We start from the raw sequence: 25,308 nt of genomic DNA, 5'->3' as shown, positions 1-25,308 counted from the left end.
GGGCACCGGCTTGCCGGGTGACTGCCGGCGGCTGTGGAGGAGGTGGGTAATGAACGAATTCGCGGGACGTGTCGCCGTCGTCACGGGCGCGGCCGGGGGACTGGGCCGGGCCATCGCGGAACGGGCGGCGGCGCTGGGCATGAAGCTGGTGCTGGCCGACCTCGATTCGGATGCGCTCGAGATGGCGAGCGAGGAATTGCAGGCGGGCGGGGCCGAGGTGCTGGCCCTCGTCTGCGACGTCCGCAAGTGCACGCACGTGGAAGAACTGGCGGATGCGGCCATGATCCGCTTCCACGCCGTGCACGTGCTGTTCAATGTGGGCAGCTGCGGCGCGCCCGGTCTCGTGTGGGAATACGCGGAAGCCGATTGGGAGGCGGGCGCCGGCGCGAACCTGGGCGGCGCGATCAACGGCGTGCGCATCTTCGCGCCGCTGATGCTCGGCTGCGCCGCGCGCGATCCGTCGTACCGCGGCCATATCGTGAACTCGGCGGCGCTGCACGGCCTGGCGGGCGCGCCGGCGCTCGGCATGGACAATGTGTCGGCGCACGGCTTGCTGGCGCTGTCCGAGACGCTGTACCACGACCTGCGCCTCGTCGATGCGCCCGTGACGGCGTCGCTGCTGTGCGCCCGGGCGCTGCCCGCGCGGCCGGCGCATGCGCACCACCACCGCGGCGAGGCGCATGGGCAGACGCTCGATGAAGCGGGGAGGCAAGCGGTGCGCTGCCTCGTCGACGAGGCCCTGCCGTCGGCGCCGGCAACGCTGGAGGACGTCGCGCTGCACGCATTCGACGGCATGGCACGGGGAGAATTCCTGCTGTGCGCCGACCCGCAGACGCTGGTGGCGATGGCCGAGCGGATCGCAGCCCTCGCGCGCGGCAGTGCGCCCGCCGATCCGCTGGCCCTGGCGCCGCGCATCCGAGCGCACTTGTCGAGGTAGTCGGGCGGGGCCGGTGGGCACGTGGTGCCCACCCTACGACAACTCCAGTCCGGCAGGCACGTGCGCCCGCGCTCCGACGGTGTGTTCGCACGAAAGACGGGTAGGGTCCGCACCACGTGCCCACCGTACGTGTGCGGCCGGGTCTCAGACCTCGGTTTGCGGGCAAGGCTCGAGCACGCGCTCGTGCAGCTCCGGCTCGCCGGACTCGTACAGCTTGACGACGGTGGACGTGCGCGTGCCGTAGCCCGGGATCTCGATGCAGACGGCGGACAGCTGCCGTTCCAGGTCGATCGGCACGCCCGTCTGGGGCAGGCGCATGTCCGGCGCGCGCGTGGTGTCGGCCAGCATTTCGAAATACGCGTCTTCCGGCGCGCCCTGCAGCAGCAGGCTGGCGAAGCTCGCCTTGGTGCGCACCACCTTCGGCCACGGCGCATCGAGCAGGCCGTTCGACACGCCGTAGATGCCCGGCTCCAGCGGCTTGCCGTTGCGCGCGTCGTCGCCGGCGCGGTTCGAAAACCAGTACATCCCGTCGCGGTCGCCCAGGATCAGGTTGAAGCCGTTGTAGGCATCGGCCTGCGGCGCGATGCGTTCCAGGTAGGCCGGCGCATCGAGGTCGCCCTTCAGGAAATCGGCCACGAGGGCCCCGCGCGTCGGCGCGTCGCTGCGGAAGTCGTGCGGCGCGCGGATATTCGTCAGCGCGGCGAACTTCGGTCCGTGCGGGCCGTCCTTCGTCACACCCATCCAGCTGCCGCCGCCCTGCAGATCGCGGCCGGCGACGATGTTCGGGTAATCCGGCCACGCACCGGCCGGGGTGGCCGGGCGGTCATAGTATTCGTCCCGGTTGGCGCAGGCCACCAGCGGCAGCCCCGGGATCACGCGCCAGGCAAAGACGATCAGGCACATGGCGCGCCATCCAGGCTGGCCGCCGGTTCCGGAGCCAGGTCGACGAAGATCTCGGCGCGGCGCGGGCCGGCGATGAACGCATCGAGGCCCGCTTCCTGTGCGGCGGCATCGAGCACGGCGGCGAAATCGTCCGCCACCGACGGATACACTTCCATCCAGGTCTGCAGGCCGTCGCGCGCTTCCGGGCGGCGCTTCAACTGCGCCGCCACGCCGTGGCGCGGGGCCAGCGCCCGCTGCAGTGCCATGACGCGCGGGGCCAGCGCGTCGGCGTCGATGTCGCGCACCTTGTAGTAGACGTACAGGTCGATCATGTCCCGATTCCCGCCTCAGGCCTCGGCCGTGTCGAGGGCGTAGGGCAGCGGCGCGAAGCGCAGGGGCGTGCCGCCGGCCGCGCCGTGGCGCACCTCGCCGTCCAGTGCCGCCAGCTTGATCTCCACCAGCACGTCGGCGCCGCCTTGCCCGTTCGGGGCGGCATTCACGATCATCCCGCAGGGCTGGTCCGGATCGTCGGCCGCGAACACCTCGTCGCCGGGACGCGCCGCCGCGTTGTCCAGCGTGGCCAGGGCCATGCGGCGTTTCAGCTTGCCCAGGTACTGGCTGCGGGCGACGATTTCCTGGCCCGGATAGCAGCCTTTCTTGAAATTGACGCCGCCGACCAGCTCGTAGTTGATCATCTGCGGCACGAATTGTTCCTGCGTCGGCTGGGTCACCTGCGGCACGCCGGCGTGGATGCCCGACAGTTCCCAGGCCGCGTTGCCGCCGAAGGCCAGGGCCAGGCGCAGCGCGGGCAGGGCGGCGACGGCGCTGGACGTCGAGGTCAGCCACAGGTAGCGCGGGGCGCCAAAGGCGTCGGCCAGGCGCAGCACGGTGCCGAAGGCGCCCTCGGTGCGGGTGTAGGGGGCGGAAGGCAGCGCATCGACGAGCATGCCCAGCGCCGCGCCCGCGCGTTCGCCGCCCAGGCCGAGCACGGCCACGCGGTCGGGCTCCCCGGTGGCGTCGCGCAGCTTGGCCTTGGCGCGCAGCACGAACATCGACAGGCGCTTCTGCAGCGGCGCCTGGATGGCGCGCGGCAGTTGCAGCCAGACGGCGTCGGCATCGCGCCAGGCGAGGAAGGTGGCCTGCAGGCGGCCTTTCGGCGTGCAGTAGCCGGCCAGGCGCACGTCCGCCTGGCCCAGGTGCTCGACGTCGTTGGTCAGCTGGTTGTGCAGGAAACCGGCGGCGTCCTCGCCGGCGACGGCGATCAGTCCGAGATCCGTGACGGCGGCGACGAAGCCGCCGGCCAGGTCGGCCGGCGTGAGCACGTTGCCGAAGTCGTCGATCTCGCCGGCCCGCTCGGGGTGGAAGCGGGCGCCCTGGGCGCTCAGGTGGTCGATCCAATCATTGATACACTGAGTCATACGCTGATTCTTACCCTGAGAATATATTTCCGATTATGCTTTAACGGCTTTATCATTACGGCCTCATTATAGAGTTGTCGACGAAATCGCGCCGGCCACGGCGCAAAACCCACTTCGAGCAGAATGGCACTAATAAAAAAACTCATCGTCACGGGCGTGATCGTGTCAGTCGCGGCCGTCGCAAGCTTCCAATGGTGGGCGGGGCGGCCGATCGCCACGGATGGCCCCGCGATTCCCTTCGCCGTCGCCTCGGGCAGCGGCGTCGCCGGCGCCGCGCAGCAGATGGTCACGGCGGGCATCCCCATCAATACCTTCCTGTTCGGCGTGCTCGCGCGGGTGTCGGGCCAGGCCAGCCGCATCAAGGCCGGCAGCTACGAGTTCGAGCCGAACACGTCGCCGCGCGGCCTGCTGGACAAGCTGGTGCGCGGCGACTTCGCCCAGGACCAGCTCACCGTCATCGAAGGCTGGACCTTCCGCCAGATGCGCCAGGTCGTCGACGCCGCGCCGAACCTGAAGCACGATACCGTCAAGCTGTCCGACGAGGAGCTGCTGGCCAAGGTCGGCCCCGAGTACAAGGCGGCCGAAGGGCTGTTCTTCCCCGATACTTACCTGTTCGCGCGCGGCTCGAGCGACCTGGACATCTACAAGCAGGCGCACGAGGCGATGATGAAGCGCCTGAAGGCCGCCTGGGACAAGCGCGCGGAAGGCCTGCCGTACACGAACCCCTACCAGGCGCTGATCATGGCCTCGCTGGTGGAGAAGGAAACGGGCAAGAAGAGCGAGCGCGCGATGATCGCCGGCGTCTTCGTCAACCGCCTGCGCACGGGCATGCTGCTGCAGACCGACCCCACCGTCATCTACGGCATGGGTGACAAATACGCGGGCAAGATCCGCAAGAAGGACCTCGAGACGGACACCCCGTACAACACCTACACGCGACCCGGCCTGCCGCCCACGCCGATCGCGCTGCCGGGCGTGGAATCGCTGACGGCGGCGCTGGCGCCCGCCAAGACCGACGCCCTGTACTTCGTCTCGCGCGGCGACGGCACCAGCCACTTCTCGGACAACCTGAACGACCATAACAAGGCCGTCAACCAGTACCAGCGCAACGGGGCGTCGCAATGAACGTGGTCGCCGCGCCGGGGCGCTTCATCACCTTCGAGGGCATCGACGGCGCCGGCAAGTCGACCCATATCGGCTACGTGACGGACCTGCTGAAGGATGCCGGCAAGACGGTCGTGTCCTCGCGCGAGCCTGGCGGCACGCCGCTCGGCGAAAAGCTGCGTGACCTGCTGCTGCACGAGACCATGCACCTGGAGACGGAAGCCTTGCTGATGTTCGCCAGCCGGCGCGAGCACATCGCCCGCGTGATCGAGCCGGCGCTGGCGCGCGGCGACTGGGTGCTGTCCGACCGCTTCACGGACGCCAGCTTCGCCTACCAGGGTGGCGGGCGCGGCATGGACCGGGTCAAGATGGAAGCGCTGGAACACTGGGTGCATCCGCTGCTGCAGCCGGACCTGACGCTGCTGTTCGACGTGCCGCTGGCCGTCGCGCGCGCCCGCCTGGACGCCACCCGCACGCTCGACAAGTTCGAGCAGGAGCAGGCGGACTTCTTCGAGAAGGTCCGCAACGAGTATTTGAGACGCGCCGCGCAGTTTCCCGGCCGCATCGTGGTGATCGATTCGACGCAAGCGATCGACGCCGTGCGGGCGGACCTGCGCGCGGCGCTGGAGAAATGGTTGTGACAATGTATCCCTGGCAGCAGGAGCCCTGGGCCCGGCTGCAGCACCTGCGCGAGCGCCTGCCGCACGCGATCCTGTTCCACGGCCCGGCCGGCATCGGCAAGGCCGATTTCATCGAGGCCTTTGCCCAGTCCCTGTTGTGCGAGAACGTGCGTCCGGACGGCCACGCCTGCGGCGCATGCGCATCCTGCGGCTGGTTTGCACAAGGCAATCACCCGGACTACCGCCGCGTGCGCCCGGAAGCGCTGGAAGACGAGTTGCCGGCGTCCGACGGCGAGGAGGGCGGCGAGGACAAGAAGTCGAAGTCGACCAAGACGGCGTCGAAGGACATCAAGATCGAACAGGTGCGCGGCCTGTCCGACTTCATGAACATCTCCACCCACCGCCAGGGCCTGCGGGTGGTCGTGCTGTACCCGGCCGAGGCCTTGAACATGCCGGCGTCGAACGCGCTGCTGAAGACGCTGGAAGAGCCGCCGCCCGGCACCGTGTTCCTGCTGGCATCGAACAGCCTGGACCGCCTCCTGCCGACCATCCTGTCGCGCTGCCGCAAGTTCGCGCTGGCGATGCCGGACCACGCCCAGGCGCTGGCCTGGCTGCAGCAGCAGGGCGTGCAGGACGCCGACAGCTGGCTGCGCGAACAGGGTGGAGCGCCGCTGGCGGCACTGGCCCAGTCCGAGACGGGCAACCGCGACGAGCTCGACGCACTGCTGCAGATCCTGGCCCAGCCGAGCGTGGACGGCGCCCTGCGCGCGGCGGACCGGCTCAGCAAGACGCCCTTGTCGGCGCTCGTCGCCTGGCAGCAGCGCTGGCTGTATGATGTGTTCTCGTACAAGCTGTCCGGCACCATCCGCTACTATCCGCGCTACCAGCGCGAGCTGGCGGGCCTGGCGGCAAGGATGTCGACGCCGAACCTGATGCGCGCCATCAAGAGCGCGAACGAACGGCGCGCCGTCGCGGACCATCCGCTGTCGCCGAAACTGTTTGTCGAAGACATGCTGCTTGACTACACTGCCTGCTGCGCTTGAAAGGAATCCGATGAACGGCCTGCCCACCGACCCGACCGCTCCGCAGCCGCCGCGGCCGTCCGTGCTGTCGCTGGCCATCAAGGAAAAGGCGGCGCTGTACGCCGCCTACATGCCTTTCCTCAAGAACGGCGGCATGTTCGTGCCGACCAACAAGCCGTACAAGATCGGCGACGAAATCTACCTGATCCTGTCGCTGATGGACGACCAGAACAAATACCCGATCGCCGGCAAGGTCGCCTGGATCACCCCGGCCGGCGCCAACAACAACAAGGCGCAGGGCATCGGCGTGCATTTCCCCGCCGACGAGACGGGCCAGCGCGCCAGGCTGCGCATCGAAGAAATCCTGGGCGCGGCCCTGCGCTCCGCGCGCGCCACGCATACCTTGTGACGCATCACGAAAATCATTCCATCAACCTGTTGTCCGCTTCATTGTCGTCCGTTCCATGCCTGACTACCGCCACCGCCTCGCCCGCATCGACGACCTGCCCGTCATCGTCGACATCTACAATTCCACCATCGCCTCGCGCGAAGTCACCGCCGACACGGAACCCATCACCGTGCAATCGCGCGAAGCCTGGTTCCACGACCACACGCCCGAGCGCCGTCCCCTGTGGGTGATCCACGATGCGGCGGACACGTCGGACGAGCCGGCCGTGATCGGCTGGCTGTCGTACTCGAATTTCTATGGCCGCCCCGCGTATTCCGGAACGGCCGAGCTGTCGATCTATATCGCGGAAGCCTGGCGCGGCAAGGGTATCGGCCGCTACTGCCTGGAACAGGCGATGGCGTTCGCGCCGAACGTCAACGTGCACACGCTGCTGGGCTTCATCTTCGGCCACAATGCGCCGAGCCTGGCGCTGTTCCGCAAGTATGGCTTCGACACGTGGGCGCATTTTCCGCGCGTGGCGAACCTGGATGGGGTGGAGCGGGATCTGATCATTCTGGGCAAGCGGGTGGCCTGATCTCGCCGTCGCCCGAACAACCGTCGCCCCTGCGCAGGCGGGGGGCAATTTTCGGTTGCATCACACAAAATCAGGCCCCTGCCTGCGCAGGGGCGACGATGGGAGGCGCACTGCGCCTCCCATCGTCGTCTTGTACAATGTCGGCATGTACATCGACTCCCATTGCCACATCAATTTCCCCGAGCTTGCCGCGCGCATGCCGGAGATCCTCGCCAAGATGGCCGAGAACAAGGTCACGCATGCGCTGTGCGTGTCCGTCGACCTGCCGGACTTTCCCGGCGTGCTCGCGCTGGCCGAGCAGTACCCGCACATCTACGCCTCGGTCGGCGTCCATCCCGACTACGAGGACACGCCGGAGCCCACCGTCGAGCAGCTGGTCACGCTGGCCGACCACCCGAAGGTCATCGCCATCGGCGAGACGGGCCTGGACTACTATCGCCTCGAGGGCGACCTGGAATGGCAGCGCAAGCGCTTCCGCACCCATATCCGCGCCTCGCGCGAGACGGGCAAGCCGCTGATCATCCATACCCGCTCGGCGAGCGCCGACACGATCCGCATCCTGCAGGAAGAGGGTGCCGGCCTCGACAAGGGCGGCGTGGCGGGTGTGATGCACTGTTTCACGGAATCGCTGGAAGTGGCGCAGGCGGCGATCGAGATGGGCTTCTATATCTCGTTTTCCGGCATCGTCACGTTCAAGAGCGCCAAGGACTTGCAGGCCGTGGCGCGGGCGCTGCCGCTCGAGCGCATCCTGATCGAGACGGATTCGCCCTACCTGGCGCCGGTGCCGTACCGGGGCAAGGTCAACGAGCCGGGCTTCGTGCCGCACGTGGCGGAATTCCTGGCCACGCTGAAGGACGTGCCGCTGCGCGAGGTGGCCGACCGCACCACGGAGAATTTCTTCAACCTGTTCAAGTCCGCCAGGAGCTGACCGATGACGTCCCGCCGCACCTTTCTCGCTGCATCCGCCGCCGCCTTCGCCACCGTCGCGCTGGGTGGTTTCGGCCGGCTGGCGCAGGCCGCCGCGGCCGACCAGTCGGGTTCGTTCTTGCGCGCCGTGGAGATGGATGACGGGCGCGGCGTGAAATCCCAGCTCGACCACGGCATGGACCCGAACGCGACGAACCGCGCCGGCGAGCCGGCGCTGGTGGTGGCGGCGCGCGAAGGCTCGATGGGCGCGCTGCGCGTGCTGCTGGCCCATCCGAAGCTGCGCATCGAGGCGGCGGCGCCGAACGGCAATACGGCGCTGATGATGGCGGCCTACAAGGGCAACGCCCCGGCCGTGGACCTGCTGCTGGCCAAGGGCGCTGCCGTCAACCGCGACGGCTGGACCCCGCTGCATTACGCGGCGGCCGCGGGCGACGACGGCATCGCCGCCACGCTGCTCGAACGCGGCGCCCGCATCGATGCCGTGTCGCCGCCGCAGAGCGGCAGCTTCACTCCGCTGATGATGGCGGCGCGCGAGGGGCACGAGGACAGTGCGCTGTTCCTCGTCGACCGCGGCGCCGACGTGCGCCTGAAGAACGGGGAAGGGTTGACGGCCGCCCAGATCGCCGAACGGGCCGGCCACACGTCGATCGCCCAGGCGCTGGCCACCCGCGCCGCCGAACGTCCCAAGGGCGAACAGGCGAATTGACGGCCTTTTCCCCGTCACCTCCACGCTTCGAAACAACAGTTTCCTGTAGATAATTTACCGGTCAAATCAACACCGGTGCCGGCCCGACGCGCGGCTCACTACAAGGAACGATATGCTGAACGAACGCGAAATCGAGAGCTGCTACCTCGGCCAATTTATCCCGGTCCACTACCATCACAATATGCTGATGGACGAGAACCGCATGCACAGCTTCAAGGCCGCCGTCAGCCACGCCGTCAAGCCGGGCATGAAGGTGCTGGAACTGGGCGGCGGCACGGGCGTGCTCTCGTTCTTCGCGGCGCAGAACGCCGCCAAGGTGTACTGCGTCGAGTTCAATCCGGACATGGTGCAGGAGGCGCGCCGCTTCCTGGCAATGAACAGCAACGGCGAGCGCGTCGAAGTCATCCACGCCGACGCCTTCGAATACCTGCCGCCGGAGCCGGTCGACATCGTGATCTGCGAAATGATCCACGTGGGCATGCTGCGCGAAAAGCAGGTCGAGGTGATCGAATCGTTCAAGCGCCGCTACCAGGCCCGTTTCGGCGGCCCGCTGCCGATCTTCCTGCCGGAAGCCGTCATCATGGCCGTGCAGCCGCTGCAGCAGGAATACGATTTCGAAGGTTTCCACGCCCCGATCGTGCAGTTCCAGCAGACCAACGTCGTGTCGCCGGGGACGGTCGAACTGGCCCAGCCGGGCGTGTACAGCATCATGGACTTCAGCCAGCCCGTCGACCCGGCCATCGCCTGGGAAGGCCGCTTCCTGGTCGAGAAGGGCGGCCGCCTGAACGCGCTGCGCTTCATCACCAAGAACGTGCTGTCGATCATCGAGGAATACGGCACCACCATCGACTGGCTGAACCACTACATGATGCTGCCGCTGGCCAAGCCCATCGATGTGCAGCCGGGCGACGTCGTCGAGGTGTCGTTCGCCTACCGCGCCGGCGGCTCGCTGCCGTCGCTGGAAGCGACGATGCGCGCCGAGCTGGTGGCGCGCTTCGAGGAGCGCGAGCACGCCGAGGCACCGGGCGCCGCCGCCTACGCCTGACCCCGCGGCAGCGGCTGCGCGTCGTCCTGCGCGGGCAGGACGGCATGCTGCCGCGCCGTTCATCCCCGGTTTTGCCCCGCTCATCCCCCGCTCCGGCCCTCCGTCGCATCCGCATTGCCCCATTCCCCACCGGCACCTACAGTACGCGCACCTGCTGATTTTCCCCGCGAAGGAGCGTACGATGCTTGGATTCCTGGCCTGGTTGCTGCTGCTGTTCCTGTGCTGGCCGCTGGCCCTGCTGGCGCTGGTCCTGTACCCACTGTTCTGGTTGCTGCTGCTGCCGTTCCGGCTGGTCGGCATCGGCGTCGAGGCCGTGTTCGAACTGCTGCGCGCCATCGTCATGCTGCCGGCGCGCGTCCTCGGCGGCCGATGATGGCGGATGGCAAGGCAGTGTGCGCGGATTAACAGACGCTATTCAACCATTCGCCTATCGTGGCCTTACCGATGGCTTTCATTCGACGGCCATGCTTTGAAAGGAAATGAATTGCGCCTGGACATCTACCGCAGAGCTGAAACCGACGGCAAGTTCTCCTACCTCGCCGTCCCCGAGACCCGCAATATCCCCGAAGAAGCGACCAACACGGACTGGGAAGTCGAAGCCCGTGCCGTCGAAGTCGCAGACGACGCCGAACGGATCGAGGATTACGATATCGACAATCTGAACGGCCAGCTGTCCGAAAAAGGCTACGCAGTCACTTCGGTGCTGCATTAACTAGCCGGCTGCACAGGGTGGGCATGTGATGCCCACCCTACGGGCACATCGTACCGGGCGGGCAACACGCCTGCCGTGCTGTGTCGCCAGCCCACGACAAGTCGTCGAATCCCTGGCGACGATGCGCCGGCCGCCCTTGCAAAAGGGGCGGCCGGCCTACGTCCGTCCCGTCCATATGCTATCCTAGCGGCCTTCGATCATGATCTGTCGCCGCACGACGCGGCGGGCGCTGGAGGCACAATGAAGTGGGCAATCGTCGGTTTTCTTATCCTTTCCGTTCTACATATTCACTTCCGGGGTAAGGTCCGCCTGCCGATCGGCCGCCAATTGTTCGACCATTCGTCGTTCATGGCACCGATTAATATCTTCATGCACTTGTTCTCGCGCGTGCCGAGCACGCCGTACATCCCCGTGCGCGAATTCCCCGAGCTGGCCGTGCTGCAGGAAAACTGGCCCGTCATCCGCGAGGAAGCGCTGAAGCTCATCGAACTCAAGAAGATCAAGGCGTCCGAGGAGAACAACGATGCCGGCTTCAATTCCTTCTTCAAGACGGGCTGGAAGCGCTTCTACCTGAAGTGGTACGACGCCAGCCACCCGTCCGCCGCGCGCCTGTGCCCGAAGACCCATGCGCTGCTGGCCGGCATCCCGTCGATCAAGGCGGCGATGTTCGCCGAGCTGCCGCCTGGCGCCAAGCTGAACCTGCACCGCGACCCGTTCGCCGGCTCGATCCGCTACCACCTGGGCCTGGCCACGCCGAACGACGACCGCTGCTTCATCGAAGTGGACGGCGTGCGCCACAGCTGGCGCGACGGCCAGCCCGTCATCTTCGACGAAACCTACCTGCACTGGGCCGAGAACGCGAGCTCGAGCGACCGCGTGATCCTGTTCTGCGACGTCGAGCGCCCGATGCGCTACCGCTGGACCCAGGCCGTCAACCGCTGGCTGGGCCGCACCATGATGACGGCCGCCGCCTCGCCCAACGAGACGGGCGACCAGATCGGCCTCGTCAGCAAGCTGTTCCGCATCTCGCACGTGATGGGCCAGTACCGCCGCCGCTACAAGGCGTGGAACAAGACCGCGTATAAAGTGACCAAGGTCGGGTTGATCGTCGGTCTCGCCGCAGCCATCTATTACATCTGAGACGTACCCGTAAAACCGTCGTCCCTGCGCAGGCAGGGCCCCAATTTTGCAAGCGTTTACGTGACGCGAACAGAAACTGGGTCCCTGCCTGCGCAGGGACGACGTCGTTTACTTTCCCGTTTTTTTCAGATCAGAACGAGAACGGCATCCTCATCATCAGCGTCACATCCGGCGTATCGCGCGTCATGCCCGCGCCCACGGACACGTTCAGCGTGCGCTTGTTGTTGATGCGGTAGGAGCCGCCCAGCAGCAGGGTGCCGAGCTGGATGCGCACGGAGCCCGGGATCACCTGGCCGTTCTGCTTCATGCGCGAGACCGAGCTGTGGTCGTAGCCTATACTGAACGAGGCGCGTTCGTTGAGCGCAAGGCCCATGCCGATGTTGAAGCCGAACACGTCGCCCGGCTTGATCTCGCCGAGCAGCTCGCGGCCGCCGTCGAGGACGGTGCGGTAGACGTCGTCGCGCTTGAAGTTGTGCGTGTAGCTGAATGTGCCGAAGAAGATGGCCGGGTCCGACGGCAGCAGCCAGGTCAGGCTCGGCTGCAGAGAATAGAAGCCGGAACCCGTCGGCAGGTCCAGCGGCAGGCCGGTGCCGGTGACGTTCTCGCCCAGGCAGCGCGTCTGGCAGTCCGTGACGACCTCGAACGGGTCGCGGCCCGTGCGCGACTTGAAGCGCAGGCCGGCGATGTAATACGGCTTGTCGATGCCGCCGTCGTTGAGCTGATAGCGCGCCGCCAGTTCGATGTCGCCGATGCCCTTGCCGCTGGTGTCGAAGGCGCGTTCTGCCGCGGTGCCCGTGAACAGCTCGCGCGACACGGTCGAATCGCTGCGGTAAACGTAGGGAATCTTGCCTTCGACTTCAAAGCGGTTCGTGACGCCGTAGCGGAAGGTGGCGCTGCCGGTGGTCGTGTTGCGCTTGACCTCGCGCACGTCCAGCAAGCCGATCAGCAGGGCGGGGATGACCGTGTAGCCGACCAGGGCGACGCGGTTGCTGGAGGAATAGCCGTACTGCACGGCCGGCTCGAACACGCCGCGCCCGCGCGGGGTCAGCACGCCCGGCGTTTCGAAGATGGGCGCCACCTCCGGCGTGCGCTGGCCCTGGCCCGGCTGCGGGGCCTGGCCGACCTGGGTCGGCTGGCTGGCGACGACGGGCTGCGGCGCGGCGACGTTGGCGGAATTGCTGCCCGTGACGGGCGCCGGCAAGCCTTCCTGCGGCGCGCCGCCGGTGCCGCGCAGCGCGTCCATCGGCGCAGCGGTGGTCTCGGCCTGGGCCGCCTGGGGCGCGTCCGGGCCCGGTGCCGCCACGGCGGGTCCCGTGCCGCGCAGGCCTGCGAGCTGGCCGCTGCTGGCGGGGCTGCCCGCGTCCCGGATGCCGCTGGCGCGCAATTGGCGCTCGAGTTCGTCGACCCGTGCGCGCTGTTGTTCCAGCTGCTGCCGCATGACCTTCAGTTGTTCCAGCAGTTCGGGCCCGGTCTGCGCTTCCGCAGGAAGGCAGGCGAGCGCCACGCTGAGGGCGATCACGCTGTACAGCGGACTTCTTTGCATATGCGATGTCTCCAGTAGGGCGCCGTCACCTGCCGGTGGCGGCGCTGTTCAATGCATTCGACAGGGTGTTCTGGAAGTTCATGGACTGTAATAGCCCACGCGCATCCACACTGGCGTTAATGATAGTTGAATTATTGATAATCTGATTGTTCAAACTGTTCTGGATCACGGTCCCGCCCAGTGCATTGGGCCCGAAGTCGACGGCGACGCTTCCGCCGCCGCCGTTCTGGATCAGGCGCAGCTGGTTCAGCGAGTCGGCCGACAGCGTGGCCTGGCCGGCCGTCAGCTTGCCCAGGTCGCCGAAATCGATCTTGCTGCTGTCGGCGACGGCGCCGTTGATGGTCGTGATGCGCTCCAGGCCCAGCGAGACGGCCAGGCCCGTGTCGGTGACGAAGCCGCCGCGGTAGCCGTCCAGCGACTCGGCCGCCACCGCGTTGCTGCTGTCGAAGGCGGGGCCCGCATCCTGCGGCGGCGCGGCGCCGGCCTGGGCGGCGAGCGCCGCGCCGGCCAGCAGGCAGGCGATCTGGAAGGAAGGGCGCATGAAGTCTCCTGTCAAAAATCCCCGGGGCCGAATTTCGGCAGGCTGCTGGCGTCCAGCGCCGTCCGGGCCACGGCATCGGCCAGCGGCGCGCGCGGCGCGGCACGCCAGTCGGCGGTGAGATTGAACTGCGGCCGCGTCGGCGATTCGTGGATCACGAACAGCAGCCGGGTCGGCCAGATGGATTCGAATTGTTCGCGCGTGATGGCGCGGGTGCCGCTGGACGGATCGCCCAGCAGGATGCGGCCGTCCTGGAAGCCCTTGATGACGACGAAGTGGTTGTAGCCCTTCTCGGAGATCAGGACGATGGCCGGCAGCTTCGCCTCGGCCAGTTTTTCCAGGGGCTGGCGGAAGCCGTCGGACTTGAAGCCGATCGTGGCCAGGTATCTCTGCATGTCGAGCAGTGAAAAGCCTTCCTTGCGGATCTTGGCCTGGTCGCCATGCGCCCACATCGACTGGAAGGCGGTGGTTTCGCTGACCGGGTAGCCGTAATGGTTGCTCAGCAGGGTGGCCAGCGCGGCGGAGCCGCAGCTGAAGTCGTACTGCTGGCGGATGGTCGAGATGAAGCGGAGTTCTTTCAGGCTGTGCACGGGAACGTGAAAGCGGGCAGCGGCGGTGTCCAGGTCTGCTGCCTGGACGCCGGCGTTGCCCAGCAGGGCGCACAGCAGGATCAGTGCGCGTGAAGTCATTTGAACTGCAGGTTGATGATGGTGGCGTTCTGGATCAGCACGTTGGCGCCGCTGTTCTGGATCACCACGGGGATCCCGGACATGTTGGCGAACGAGCCGCTGTCGATCGTGTTATTGCCGGTGACGACATTGGTGGCCGTGTTGTTGGCCACGGCGCCGTCGATGTTCGCATTGTTGTGCACGTCGGTGCCGCCGCGCTGCCCCTCGAGGTAGGCGTCGTGCTCCGCCGATCCCTGGGCAGGTGCCTGCCTGGCCGGCGCCGGTGCGCTGATCGCATGCGCGGGCGTGAACAGCGAACGGGCCGCCGCCGTGCGGGCGTCGATGGCCTCGTCCGGTGCTGCCTGTGCCGTTGCCGCTGCTACCGCACACGCCGCGAACAGGACGCTGGCGCAGGCGCGGACGACGGAATGCTGGGTTGCTTGCTGCATGGTGGTCCCCCGGTTGCGACAAATACCGCCGTGCCCGAAGGCACGGCAGTATCGGTTTGCTGCTTGCTGGATTACTGCGCGCCGCCGACGTTCATGTTGCTCTGGACGTTGACGCTCTGCTGCACCAGGGAGGAGATGCCGCTGTTCTGGCTGATGACGGTGATGCCCGCCGCGCCCGAACCGGCGTTGCCCATCGTGTTCGACAGGTTGAAGGTGCCGGCGTTGACGGAGTTCGAGCCGCCGTTGCCGCCCATGCCGTCGCCGCCGTTGCCGCCCACGCCGTAGCCGGTCGTGATCGATGCCAGCGAGCCGCCTGCGCCGCCCGTCGAGGTGCCGCCCGCGCCGCCTGCGCCGCCCGCGCCGGCAGTTGCCGTGCCGGCAGTGGCCGAGCCGGTGGTGGCCGAACCGCCGGTGGCTGCGCCGCCCGCTGCGCCCGAACCCGAGGTGGTCGACGCCATGCCGGTCGAGCCGCCTGCGCCGCCTGCCGCGCCTGCGCCGCCCGCACCTGCGGTCGAGGTCGCTGCTGCGCCAGCACCGCCTGCGCCGCCTGCGCCGCCGCTGTTCGACGCGCCGTTGCCGGCCGTGCCGGCCAGCGACGAACCTGCGCCGCCGGTGCCGCCGGTCGAAGCGCCGCCTGCCGCGCCTGCGCCGGCAGTGTTGGTGCCTGCCGCGCCCGCGCCGCCCATGCCGCCGGCAGCGCCTGCGCCGCCCATGCCGCCCACGCCGCCGGCCGCGCCGGATGCGCCTGCGCCGCCTGCGCCGCCGCTGGTGGTGCCGGCGGTCGAGGTGATGGTGCCGCCGGTCACGCCCGAGCCGGTCGAGGACGGAGCGCCCGAGGTGGCGGTGCCGCTGGCGCCGCCGCCGGCGCCCATGCCCGAACCTTCGCCGGTGCCGGTGCCCGGGGTGCCGCTGCCGGCCGTGCCCGAGGTCGCCCAGCTGCCGCCGGCCGTGGTGGTGCCGGTGGCTGCGCCGCCGGTGCCGCCCGCGTTGGCGTTGCCGGCCGCGCCAGCCGCGCCGCCCATGCCGCCCATGCCGCCGGTACCGCCAGCCGCGCCTGCGCCACCTGCGCCGCCGGCCGCGCCCGCGCCGCCCATGCCGCCCGTTGCCGAGCCGGTGGTGCCGCCGGCGCCGCCGGTGCCGGCATACGAACCGCCGGTCGAGCCGCCGTTGCCGCCGCTCAGGGCGCCGGTCGCACCGCCATTGCCACCGGAAGCCGCGCCGCCGGCCGCGGCTGCACCGCCGAAGCCGCCGGTCGAGGTCGACATACCGCCGGCCGCGCCCGCGCCGCCGATGCCGCCCGATGCGCCCGCGCCGCTGGTCGCTGCGCCAGCCGCGCCGCCGGCGCCGCCGGTGCCGGCGTAGGAGCCGCCGGTGGTGGCGCTGCCCGCGGTCGCGCCGCCGTTGGTCGACATGCCGCCTGCCGCGCCCGCTGCGCCCGATGCGCCGGCCGCTGCCGCGCCGGCGCCGCCGGTGGCTTGCACGCTGCCGCCGGTGCCGGTCGAGCCGACGCCTGCAGTGCCGGTGGCGCCGTTGGCGCTACCGGTGTTGTTGGCGACGTTGCCGATGTTCGAGATGTTGTTGCCCGAGACCGAGCCGGACAGGTTGCTGGTGGCGTTGGCCGACGAGGTGTTGAAGGCGTTCGCCACGTTCGAGGTGGCGGTGCCGCCGTTGTTGGCCGCGGTCGCGCCCAGCGACGACGCCGACGAGTCGCCCGAGCTGTTGTTCTTGCCCGTGCTGTTGTCGTTGTCGCGGTTGGTCGTGGTGGTGTTCGTGTTGGTGTTGGTCGTGGTGGCCGTACGCTGGCTGTTGTCCGTATGGTCGTCGGTCGAGGTGGTGGTGGCGGTGTTGCCGCTGTCGCGGGTGGTCGTCGCCGTGTTGGTATTCGTGTTGGTGTTGCCGCTGTTGCTGTTCGACGTGGTGGTCGCGGTGTTGGTGCTGTTGTTGCGGTTGTCCGTCGAGGTGTTGGTGCTGTTGTTGCGGTTGTCGGTGCTGGTGTTGGTCGCCGTGTTGGTGCTGTTATTGCGGTTGTCCGTCGAAGTGTTGACGCTGTTGTTGCTGTTGTTCGTGTTGGTGTTGGTATTCGTGTTGGTATTCGTGTTCGTGTTCGTGCTGCTGTTGTTGCCGCTGTTGCTGCTGTCCGTCGACGCGGTGCTGGTGTTCGTGTTGGTATTCGTGTTGGTGCTGCTGTTGTTGCCGCTGTTGCTGCTGTCGGACGAGGTGGTGTTCGTCGCGGTGTTGGTGCTGTTGTTGTTGAAGCTGTCCGTGGAGCGGGTGGTGGTTTGCGTCACCGTGCTGCCGCCGCGGCCGACGACGGAGTCATCCGCCTGTGCGCTCAGCGAGAAGGCAAGCGAAATGGCAGTCACGAGCAAAGTCTTGTTCATTCGAGTTTCCCCTCTGGGTTTGATGGTTGGTTGGGCCGGCTGCGCTGTCGCGCCGACGTTATCTTCTTTGCACGTTTGGTGCCAGCACCTGCCCGGGCATGTCTAAGCCCTTGTTTTTGTTGACTTTGTGCGGCTCGTCCTACGCGGGCGTCAGAGAAAATCCTGCACGATTTGCCAAATTTACCGAAAATGTGTGCCAGAAACGGAACAGTTGTGTAACGCAGGGTTATCCGTCGCACCTTGCGGCCGGACAGATATGTACCAAGTTGTGCCAGCCTGTCGGCAAACGGTTGCGCTCAGCCATGCAAAAAGCAGAAGGGCGGCCATTGGCCGCCCTCCGACATCGGATGACTAAATGATGAAATCGCCTTTCAGGCGGGGCGCATACCGTGCTTGCTGAGAAGACGGTACATGGTCGTGCGCGACACGCCGAGGTCGCGCGCCGCGCGGCTGACGTTCTGGCCGCTGCGGTCCAGGCACTCGCGCAGGGCGCGCCGTTCCGTGCGCAGGCGCGTGTCGTCGAGCGCATCGGGCGGCGCGATGGCGATCGCGCGTGACAGGCCCAGGTCCTCGGGCATGATTAGGCGGCCGTCGGACATGACGAGGGCGCGCCGCACCCGGTTGATCAGTTCGCGCACATTGCCCGGCCACTCGTGTTCCAGGATCGCCTCGATGGCCCGGTTCGAAAAGCCTTTCAGGCGCGGCGACTTCTCGCTGGAATAGGCGTGGAAGAAGTGCTCGGCCAGGACAACCAGGTCGTCGCGGCGCTCGCGCAGCGGCGGCACCGTCACGGGCAGCACGGCGAGGCGGTAGTACAAGTCCTCGCGGAAGGCGCCGCTGGCGACGGCCTGCTGCAGCTGCACGTGCGAGGCGGCGACCACGCGTACGTCGACCCGGATCTGGCGCGTGCTGCCCAGGCGGCAGATCGTCTTCTCCTGCAGGAAGCGCAGCAGGTTGGCCTGCAGGTCCTTCGGCAGGTCGCCGATCTCGTCGAGGAACAGGGTGCCGCCGTCGGCCGATTCGATCAGGCCGGCCTTGCCGCGGGTGGCGCCGGTGAAGGCGCCGCGTTCGTAGCCGAACAGTTCCGAGTGGATCAGGCTGGGAGAGATGGCGCCGCAGTTGATCGGCACGAACGGGCCACGCGCGCGTTCGGACCGCGCATGGATCTCCTGGGCCGTCAGCTCCTTGCCGCTGCCGCTCTCGCCCCAGATCAGTACCGGCGCCGCGACCTTGGCGACACGGTCGACCTGGGCGCGCAGGCGCACGATGGCATCGCAGCTGCCGATCAGCGGCGAGTCGGCGGCGTCGGCCGACGCAGTGGCGGGCCGCCGCAGCATGGCCCAGCCGTGCGCGTGGCCCAGCGTGTGGGCCAGGCGCACCGGGTCGACCGGCGTCGTATGGTAGTCGCACAGGTGCTCGACGACGAGGTCGCGGCAGGGCGCCTGCTCGAGGTCGCGCCGCCGGAATACCCCGACCCACTGCATGTGGCCGTGGCGGCGCAGGAAGGTGTCGACGTCGGCGGGGCGCTGCAGTTCGCGCCCATGCATCAGCAGGCCGACGAGGTAGCGGTCGCCGCGCAGTTCGCGCCCGGCCTCGGCCAGGGTCGCCACGCTGCGGATCTCCCAGTCTTGCATCGCCTCGCTCAGCAGGGCGAGCGTCTCCGTCTCGTCCGGTGCAATGCACAGCAAACGCTTCTTGTGGGTCATCCCTCTCTCCATCGGTTATCCGTCATCCTGCGCGTACAGCGCAGACGGGGACCGGCTTATAGTTTTGCGAGTGTAACCAACGGTAAGAAATGCCGGAGTTCTCTAGCCCGTTGGCAAGTTCTTAACATTCGTTGAAGTTCAAGTAACATTATGCCATTTATGCAACCTTTATGGTTTCAATCGTGCGCGATGAAACGTGTATATGCAGCGGATGCGCCAGGCGTGGCTGGCGATGCGGCGCGCGCGCAGCCAGGCACGGCCCCTGGCGGCTGGAAGAGGCAGCGGCGCAGCCGTGGACGCGCCTAGCTCGGCAGTATGTACCCGGCGGTTACAAGGGGGAGGGAGGTGACGCGGATGCGCGCTGGCGCATCCGGGAGGATCGCAGGCGTGTCAGCGCACGCGCTTGACCTTGGCGGACTGGTTAGTGCCGGGGAATTCGATGAACATCGTGCCGAACATATTGCGGCTGATGCGCACCTTGGGATCGGTGACGGGGTCGAGCATGCCCGAGCTGCCGTCGCTGACGCGCCAGACCTGGCCGTTGGCCAGCTTGAACTGGGTGTTCGGGCCCCAGCCGTCGATGCGGCCGACGAGCGTGCTGTCGATCAGCTTGGGCGCTTCCGGACGGCGCACGTTTTCCAGGCCGAAGCTCTGGACGGGGTCGCCCGGGGCGGCTGCAGCGGCAACGGCCGCGCGCGCGCGCGGCGCGCCGGCATCCGCGGGGATGGCGTCGTAGCAGGCAAGGCGGGCCGGGTCGTCGTCGAGCTTGCGGCAGGCCAGCAGCGCCGCATCGTCGGCCAGGGCCGTGCCGGACGCGCACAGCAGGGTCAGCAGCAGGGGCAGGGCAGGTTTCATTGCATCCTTTCGTACATTTCAATCGCGCAAGATTATAGCCGGCTTCGCCGCCACGCCGTGCGCCGCCCTTCAGGCACGGGGACGCTGGCGGTGGAACACGAGCGGGCTGTACGGGATGGCCGACGGCGGCGGCGACTGCAGGATGTTCGGTTTCATGGCGCCGATGATGTGCATCTCGCAGGGCTTGCAATCGAACTTCAGCGTGTAGCGTTCCTCGCCCGACACGAGCGTCATGGGCTCGGCGCGGACCTGGCCCTGCACGCCTTGCACGCCCTTGGCCTGCTTGGGGCACAAGTTGAAGGAAAAGCGCAGGCAGTGCTTGGTGATCATCAGCGAGACCTCGCCCGGCTCCTCGTGCGCCTCGTAGGCCGCGGCGATCAGCTGCACACCGTGGCGGTGGTAGAAGGCGCGTGCCTTCTCGTTGTAGACGTTGGCCAGGTAGCTCAGCTGGGTTTCCGGGTAGGCCGGCGCCGGCTGCGCGGGCCGGGCCCGCTCGGGACGCCGCCAGGCCGCCAGGCGGGCCGCTTCCTGGGCGGCGACGGCGTCGCGGCGCAGCGCATTGATCGTGCTGGACGGCACGAACCACGGCTGGGCCAGCGCCAGTTCGATGGCGCCCGCCTCGAACATGGTATTGCCCAGCTTGCCGAGGCTGGCGCGCAGGCCGGCCAGGGCTTGCTCGGCCTGCTGGGCCGGCTGCAGCACCACGGCGGCCGTCGTGGTCGTGGCGATGCCATCCTCGTCGGTGAGGGTCAGGGCCAGGCCGCCGTCCGTGTCGGCCAGCACCATGTCGAGGCGCACGCGGCGCTCCGAGGATTTCTTGTTCAGCGCCGCTTCCCACTGGTGGTCGCGGTTGCGGCTGACGACGGTGCCCACCTTCAGCCCGGCCAGGCTCGACACGGGCTCGTTGGGGAACACGCGCCAGCGCTGGCCGTCCGCGTCCTCGCCCAGCTTCTGCACCACGTTCGCCTGGATACCCACCGTGTCGCGCTTGTGCATGTAGTTCAGGCCGTCGCCATTGGCCATGGGCGCATTGGTGACGAGGTCGATGTTGTCGCCGCCCACGCGCACGACGGTGCCCAGTTCCACGCCTACGTACTTGGGCGAATCGAAGGCGCCGATCGTCTGCTGGCGGCCCTGGGCGAAATAATCCGTATGGCCGCGGTGGAAGTTCTTGTCGACGTCGGGCGTGAAGTTGACCTCGGTGCGGCCGCTGGAGGCGCGCGCCAGTTCCGGACGGCGCTCCAGCAGCTCGTCCAGCAGCAGGCGGTAGTGGGCCGTGATGTTCTTGACGTAGCCCATGTCCTTGTAGCGGCCCTCGATCTTGAACGAGCGGATGCCGGCGTCGACGAGCGCTTCCAGGTTGCGGCTCTGGTCGTTGTCCTTCATGGACAGCAGGTGCTTTTCATAAGCGACCACGCGGCCCTGGCCGTCGGACAGCGTGTACGGCAGGCGGCAGGCCTGGGAGCAGTCGCCGCGGTTGGCGCTGCGGCCCGTGTCCGCATGCGAGATGTAGCACTGGCCCGAAAAGGCGACGCACAGGGCGCCGTGGATGAAGTATTCGAGCGGCGTATCGACTTCGGCGCGGATCTTGCGGATCTGCTCGATCGTCAGTTCGCGCGCCAGCACGAGCTGGGAAAAGCCCACCTGGCCCAGGAACTTCGCCTTCTCCGCCGTGCGGATGTCGCACTGGGTGCTGGCGTGCAGCTGGATCGGGGGCAGGTCCATTTCCAGCATCGCCATGTCCTGGACGATCAGCGCATCGACGCCCGCATCGTACAGCTGGTGGATCTGCTTGCGTGCCGTTTCCAGCTCGGCGTCGTGCAGGATCGTGTTCATCGTCACGAAGATGCGCGCGCGGTAGCGGTGCGCGAACTCCACCAGCGCGGCGATCTCTTCCAGCGTATTGCTGGCGTTATGGCGCGCCCCGAAGGCCGGTCCGCCGATATAGACCGCGTCGGCGCCGTGCAGGATGGCTTCGCGGCCGATCTCGGCGGTTTTGGCGGGGGACAGCAGTTCGAGCTGGTGGGGAAGGAGGGACATGGCGGAATCCTGGCAAACGAAGGCGGAAATTATAGCCATATCAATGGCTTATGTCACCGCTTGGGGCCATCGATCGGACACTCCGCATGTTCTTGCAGCAAGCGTTTCTTTTGATTATTATGAGATGGAAACTTTTCCCCGCCTTCCCGCTAATGATTGCGCACACAATGGTCGTCGCCATTTTGTGATTGCAGGCGCAACGATAGCTTGGCCTGCCCGAGCCACGTCGAGAAAAACCGTTTTACTACACGCTCGTAGTCACTCCGCCCCTTCAGGCATTGTCCGTTTGTGCATCCGCACATATTTCTCGTTCGCACGACAGTCGATCGGCGCCGCACCCTCATCCACCAGTAAGCCGCCTGCGCACGTCTCGAACTACGCTTTTCCTTCCGGAAAGCACTCCTCGAATCGCACTATCCAAATGTGTCGTAAACGCCGCAGCGATGTGTCCGATGCTGGGCGCATGCTCGAACGTATGTTACTGTGCAGCAAAAACCTTTTCGACCATTTGTACAAATGTCTGTGTTCAAATCGGCGTTTCCCTTTCCCCGCGGCCTGGCCGGCTACATGGCCCTGGCCTTTTCGCTGCTGTCCGTCATCCTGACTTTCGTCATCGTGGAAGTGGTGGAGCACAAGGCGACGCAGCACGTGGAAGACACTATCGGCCGCGGGCTGGCCGAGCTGGCCCTGCAGACGTCGGACAAGCTCGACCGCGGCATGTACGAGCGCTACCGGGAAATCGCGCTCTTGGCACGGCGCGCCGAACTGGGCGACGATGCGCGCCCCATCGCGGCGCGGCGCGTGATGCTGGACGACGTGCTGGGCAGCTATCGCTTTTACGGCTGGATCGGCCTGGCCGGCCTGGACGGCAAGGTCAAGGTTGCCGCGAAGGGCTTGCTGGAGGGGCAGGACGTCAGTGCGCGTCCCTGGTTCGGCCGCGCGCTGAAGGGCCGCCACGTGGGCGACGTCCACGAAGCCCTGCTGCTGGCCAAGCTGCTGCAGCAGGAGGGCGGGGAGCCGATGCGCTTCGTCGATGTCGCCTTTCCCTACCACGGTCCGGACGGCCGCGTGAGCGGCGTGCTGGGCACCCACCTGTCCTGGGCCTGGGCGCGCGACGTCGAGGAATCGATCATCGCGCCGCTGGAACGCAGCCGCCAGGTCGAGGCGATGATCGTCAGCGCGAGCGGCGTGGTGCTGCTGGGTCCGGACGACCTGCAGGGCAAGCGCCTGCCGACGTCGCTGCTGGCCATGGCCGACCCCAAGCAGCCGTCGTGGCGCCAGGAAACCTGGCCCGGCGGCACGCGCTACCTGGTGGGCCTGAGCCGCTCCAAGGGCTATGACGACTACCCCGGCCTGGGCTGGACCGTGCTGGTGCGCCAGAAGGTGTCCACCGCCTTCGTCCCCATCGACCTGCTGCGCCAGTACGCGCTGGCCAGCGGCATCGGCCTGGCGCTGCTGTTCTCGGTCGCCGGCGCCGTCGTGGCGCGCATGATCACGCGCCCCCTGAAACGGCTGGCACGTTCGGCGCGCACGCTGCAGGAAGGGAGCGCGAAGGCGTCCGTCATCGAAGGCGGCGCCAGCGGCTACGAGGAAGTGCGCGAGCTGGCCGATTCGCTGAACCACCTCGTGCAGGACCTGATCCGCAGGAGCGCCGAACTGGAATTGCTGAACGCGACGCTGGAACGCCGCGTCGGCGAGCGTACCAACGAGCTGGCGGCCGCGCTGGCCCAGGTGCAGGCCAACGAGCAGCGCATCCATACGATCATCGACACGGCCCAGGACGCCTTCATCGGCGTCGACCTGGACGGCCGCATCGTCGACTGGAATACGCAGGCACGCGCCATGTTCGGCTGGAGCCGCGGCGAGGCGATCGGCAAGCCGGTGGCGCTGACCGTGCCGGAGCGCTACCGCTTCAGCGTGGAAAAATCGCTGGCGCGCTTCGCCGAGACGGGCGAACTGGGCCTGCTGGGCCAGCGCGTCGAGCGCATCGTCAGCGACCGCAACGGCAACGAGATCCCCGTCGAGCTGACGCTGGGCCTCGTCGCCAGCGGCACGCGGCCGTTCTTCAGCATCTTCCTGCACGACATCTCGCTGCGCAAGAAGGTCGAGCGCATGAAGGACGAGTTCATCGCCACCGCCTCGCACGAACTGCGGACGCCGCTGACGTCGATGCGCGTGTCGCTGTCGCTGCTGGCGCAGGGCACGGTCGCCACGCTCGAGCCGGAGGTGCAGGAACTGGTCGACATCGCGCACCGCCATTGCGAACGCCTGGTGCGGCTGGTCAACGACATGCTGGACGTTCAAAAGATCGAGGCCGGCGGCTTGAAGCTCGACAAGCGCCGCGAGGCGGTGCTGCCGCTCGTGCAGGAAGCCGTCGCCGCCATGCGCGGCTTCGGCCAGGAACGCCACATCGCGCTGGAATGCGAATGCCCGGGCGGCTGCGCGGAACTGGAAACCGAGCTCGACCGCGATCGCCTGCTGCAGGTGCTGACCAACCTGCTATCGAATGCCATCAAGTTCTCGCCCACGGACAGCCGCGTCGTCGTGCGCATCGAGCGCCTGCCGGAGATCCTGCGGATTTCGGTGATCGACCATGGCAGCGGCATCCCCGACACGTTCCGCGAGCGCATCTTCCAGCGCTTCGCGCAGGCCGGCAGCGCCGGCGGCAGCGGCCTCGGCCTGTCGATCTGCAAGGGCATCGTCGAGGAACACGGCGGCAGCCTGTGGTTCACGAGCGTGGAGGGCAAGGGCACGAGCTTCCACGTCGACCTGCCGGCCGGGGCGGCGGCGACCGTCGTGCCCCGTACCGGCGTCGAAGCAGCCTAGTCCCGTCCTTTGTCCGCCGCCCCGTCATGGGCGCGGCGGCGCCACGCGCCGGGCGCCAGCCCGGTCCGCTCCCTGAACGCCGTCGAGAAATTCCGGGCATTGCGGTAGCCGACCGCGTCGGCCACGTCGTTCACATCCATCTCCGTTTCGCGCAGCAAGCGCTCGGCGCGCGCGAAGCGCCGTTCCCGCACGTAGTCGAACACGCTGCAGCCCAGGCGCTGGCGGAACACGGCATTCAGGCGCTCGCGGTAGGTGCCCGCGGCACGCGCGATGTCGGCCAGTTCCGGCAGGTCGGACAGGTTGGCGTCGATCAGGCGGCAGGCCGCCGCCAGAACCAGCGCGTCCAGGTCCATCGGCAGCGCGGGCGCGGCTGCCGGCGGTGCAGGCGGGGCCGCGCGCGGCACGAGTCCCAGGTGCACGCGTATGCGCGCCAGCAACTCGTCCGGGTCGCAGGGCGCGACGAGGAAGTCCACGGCGCCCAGCGTCAGTCCCGTCACCCGTTCGCGCGGCCCGGCGTCCGTTCCCAGCAGGATCAGGGGGATGAAGCGCGTGGCGGGATCCGCCTTGAGCAGCCGGCAGCAGGCGTAGCCATCCATGTCGGGGAGGGCGACGTCGGCAACGATCAGCTGCGGCTGCTCGAGCGCGGCCAGGCGCACGCCTTGCACGCCGCCCGCCGCCCAGGCGACACCGTAGCCGGCCCGGCGCAGCAGCGTGCCGTGGACGGCGCGGCGTGCCTCGTCCGGATCGACCAGGAGGATGCTTGTCGTGAAAGGCGTGAATGGCATGGTGACGGGCGTTGTCCCTGA

General features: G+C 67.8%; 25 protein-coding genes. 13 read left to right on the top strand and 12 right to left on the bottom strand.

Translation table 11 applies throughout. The annotated features are described in order from the left end of the window. The first annotated feature begins 49 nt into the window (after positions 1-49). Entirely contained in the window at positions 50-937 is an 888-nt protein-coding gene (locus ACI1V7_RS08315; protein ID WP_404531280.1) for an SDR family NAD(P)-dependent oxidoreductase, read from the top strand. Positions 938-1,081: 144 nt separating this feature from the next. On the opposite strand, the gene ACI1V7_RS08310 is transcribed toward ACI1V7_RS08315, so the two are convergent. From ACI1V7_RS08310 to ygfZ, 3 genes are read right to left on the bottom strand one after another with little or no spacing between them, the layout of a single operon-like run. Continuing rightward, the gene (locus tag ACI1V7_RS08310; RefSeq protein WP_404531279.1) at positions 1,082-1,840 is read right to left on the bottom strand and encodes an NRDE family protein; all 759 of its coding nucleotides are present in this window, start codon (positions 1,838-1,840) and stop codon (positions 1,082-1,084) included. Beyond that, positions 1,831-2,151 carry a DUF4936 family protein gene (locus ACI1V7_RS08305; protein WP_404531278.1) on the bottom strand — a complete coding sequence of 107 codons (321 nt, stop codon included), beginning with the start codon at positions 2,149-2,151 and terminating at the stop codon, positions 1,831-1,833. The genes ACI1V7_RS08310 and ACI1V7_RS08305 overlap by 10 nt, the downstream gene beginning before the upstream one ends. Before the next feature lie 15 nt (positions 2,152-2,166). After that, positions 2,167-3,237, bottom strand: a complete 1,071-nt coding sequence (gene ygfZ / locus ACI1V7_RS08300) for a CAF17-like 4Fe-4S cluster assembly/insertion protein YgfZ (RefSeq protein WP_404531277.1) — start codon at positions 3,235-3,237, stop codon at positions 2,167-2,169. A gap of 123 nt (positions 3,238-3,360) precedes the next feature. On the opposite strand from ygfZ, the gene mltG reads away from it, so the two are divergent. The 11 genes from mltG to lpxO all read left to right on the top strand — a co-directional run bounded on the left by mltG (position 3,361) and on the right by lpxO (position 11,496). Next, positions 3,361-4,362, top strand: a complete 1,002-nt coding sequence (gene mltG, locus ACI1V7_RS08295) for an endolytic transglycosylase MltG (protein ID WP_404531276.1) — start codon at positions 3,361-3,363, stop codon at positions 4,360-4,362. Then, the gene (tmk, locus tag ACI1V7_RS08290) at positions 4,359-4,982 is read left to right on the top strand and encodes a dTMP kinase (protein WP_404531275.1); all 624 of its coding nucleotides are present in this window, start codon (positions 4,359-4,361) and stop codon (positions 4,980-4,982) included. Before mltG ends, tmk begins: the two co-directional genes overlap by 4 nt. Further along, a complete protein-coding gene (locus ACI1V7_RS08285) occupies positions 4,973-6,004 on the top strand; it encodes a DNA polymerase III subunit delta' (protein ID WP_404531274.1) in 1,032 nt (343 codons plus the stop codon). Before tmk ends, ACI1V7_RS08285 begins: the two co-directional genes overlap by 10 nt. A 10-nt stretch (positions 6,005-6,014) precedes the next feature. Beyond that, positions 6,015-6,392: a PilZ domain-containing protein gene (locus ACI1V7_RS08280; protein WP_404531273.1), complete on the top strand. Its 378-nt coding sequence runs from the start codon at positions 6,015-6,017 to the stop codon at positions 6,390-6,392. A 55-nt stretch (positions 6,393-6,447) separates the two neighbouring features. Then, positions 6,448-6,966 (top strand): GNAT family N-acetyltransferase, encoded by a 519-nt coding sequence (locus ACI1V7_RS08275; protein ID WP_404531272.1) that lies wholly within the window; start codon positions 6,448-6,450, stop codon positions 6,964-6,966. Positions 6,967-7,111: 145 nt separating this feature from the next. After that, positions 7,112-7,894, top strand: a complete 783-nt coding sequence (locus ACI1V7_RS08270; RefSeq protein WP_404531271.1) for a TatD family hydrolase — start codon at positions 7,112-7,114, stop codon at positions 7,892-7,894. 3 nt (positions 7,895-7,897) lie between these two features. Beyond that, the gene (locus tag ACI1V7_RS08265; RefSeq protein WP_404531270.1) at positions 7,898-8,599 is read left to right on the top strand and encodes an ankyrin repeat domain-containing protein; all 702 of its coding nucleotides are present in this window, start codon (positions 7,898-7,900) and stop codon (positions 8,597-8,599) included. A gap of 112 nt (positions 8,600-8,711) precedes the next feature. Continuing rightward, positions 8,712-9,644, top strand: coding sequence for a class I SAM-dependent methyltransferase (locus ACI1V7_RS08260; protein WP_404531269.1), 933 nt, complete (start codon positions 8,712-8,714; stop codon positions 9,642-9,644). 181 nt (positions 9,645-9,825) lie between these two features. Continuing rightward, positions 9,826-10,017, top strand: coding sequence for a hypothetical protein (locus tag ACI1V7_RS08255; protein ID WP_290414161.1), 192 nt, complete (start codon positions 9,826-9,828; stop codon positions 10,015-10,017). Positions 10,018-10,128: 111 nt separating this feature from the next. Next, positions 10,129-10,356 carry a DUF6139 family protein gene (locus ACI1V7_RS08250; protein WP_404531268.1) on the top strand — a complete coding sequence of 76 codons (228 nt, stop codon included), beginning with the start codon at positions 10,129-10,131 and terminating at the stop codon, positions 10,354-10,356. 240 nt (positions 10,357-10,596) lie between these two features. Continuing rightward, positions 10,597-11,496 carry a lipid A hydroxylase LpxO gene (gene lpxO / locus ACI1V7_RS08245; protein ID WP_404531267.1) on the top strand — a complete coding sequence of 300 codons (900 nt, stop codon included), beginning with the start codon at positions 10,597-10,599 and terminating at the stop codon, positions 11,494-11,496. A gap of 130 nt (positions 11,497-11,626) precedes the next feature. On the opposite strand, the gene ACI1V7_RS08240 is transcribed toward lpxO, so the two are convergent. The 8 genes from ACI1V7_RS08240 to ACI1V7_RS08205 all read right to left on the bottom strand — a co-directional run bounded on the left by ACI1V7_RS08240 (position 11,627) and on the right by ACI1V7_RS08205 (position 21,676). Beyond that, a complete protein-coding gene (locus ACI1V7_RS08240; RefSeq protein WP_404531266.1) occupies positions 11,627-13,039 on the bottom strand; it encodes an acetate kinase in 1,413 nt (470 codons plus the stop codon). Between the two features lie 25 nt (positions 13,040-13,064). After that, positions 13,065-13,580 carry a hypothetical protein gene (locus tag ACI1V7_RS08235; RefSeq protein WP_404531265.1) on the bottom strand — a complete coding sequence of 172 codons (516 nt, stop codon included), beginning with the start codon at positions 13,578-13,580 and terminating at the stop codon, positions 13,065-13,067. An 11-nt stretch (positions 13,581-13,591) separates the two neighbouring features. After that, positions 13,592-14,266, bottom strand: a complete 675-nt coding sequence (locus ACI1V7_RS08230) for a C39 family peptidase (protein ID WP_404531264.1) — start codon at positions 14,264-14,266, stop codon at positions 13,592-13,594. Continuing rightward, positions 14,263-14,694 (bottom strand): hypothetical protein, encoded by a 432-nt coding sequence (locus ACI1V7_RS08225; protein ID WP_404531263.1) that lies wholly within the window; start codon positions 14,692-14,694, stop codon positions 14,263-14,265. Before ACI1V7_RS08225 ends, ACI1V7_RS08230 begins: the two co-directional genes overlap by 4 nt. Positions 14,695-14,765: 71 nt before the next feature. Then, positions 14,766-17,075 carry a hypothetical protein gene (locus tag ACI1V7_RS08220; RefSeq protein ID WP_404531262.1) on the bottom strand — a complete coding sequence of 770 codons (2,310 nt, stop codon included), beginning with the start codon at positions 17,073-17,075 and terminating at the stop codon, positions 14,766-14,768. Between the two features lie 371 nt (positions 17,076-17,446). Next, positions 17,447-18,781 carry a sigma-54 dependent transcriptional regulator gene (locus ACI1V7_RS08215; protein WP_404531261.1) on the bottom strand — a complete coding sequence of 445 codons (1,335 nt, stop codon included), beginning with the start codon at positions 18,779-18,781 and terminating at the stop codon, positions 17,447-17,449. A gap of 390 nt (positions 18,782-19,171) precedes the next feature. Beyond that, positions 19,172-19,636, bottom strand: a complete 465-nt coding sequence (locus tag ACI1V7_RS08210) for a hypothetical protein (RefSeq protein WP_404531260.1) — start codon at positions 19,634-19,636, stop codon at positions 19,172-19,174. A 69-nt stretch (positions 19,637-19,705) separates the two neighbouring features. Beyond that, a complete protein-coding gene (locus tag ACI1V7_RS08205) occupies positions 19,706-21,676 on the bottom strand; it encodes a peptidase U32 family protein (RefSeq protein WP_404531259.1) in 1,971 nt (656 codons plus the stop codon). A gap of 516 nt (positions 21,677-22,192) precedes the next feature. Here ACI1V7_RS08205 and ACI1V7_RS08200 point away from each other — a divergent pair. Next, complete coding sequence (locus tag ACI1V7_RS08200; protein WP_404531258.1) at positions 22,193-24,502, top strand: sensor histidine kinase; 2,310 nt, start codon at positions 22,193-22,195, stop codon at positions 24,500-24,502. Here ACI1V7_RS08200 and ACI1V7_RS08195 read toward each other — a convergent pair. Beyond that, positions 24,499-25,287, bottom strand: a complete 789-nt coding sequence (locus ACI1V7_RS08195; protein WP_404531257.1) for a helix-turn-helix domain-containing protein — start codon at positions 25,285-25,287, stop codon at positions 24,499-24,501. The two genes, ACI1V7_RS08200 and ACI1V7_RS08195, sit on opposite strands and share 4 nt — an antisense overlap. Positions 25,288-25,308: the final 21 nt, after the last annotated feature.

It is taken from the genome of Massilia paldalensis (assembly GCF_044901715.1).
GTDB classification, from domain to species: domain Bacteria; phylum Pseudomonadota; class Gammaproteobacteria; order Burkholderiales; family Burkholderiaceae_D; genus Telluria; species Telluria paldalensis.
This window is presented reverse-complemented; position numbering and strand designations above follow the sequence as displayed.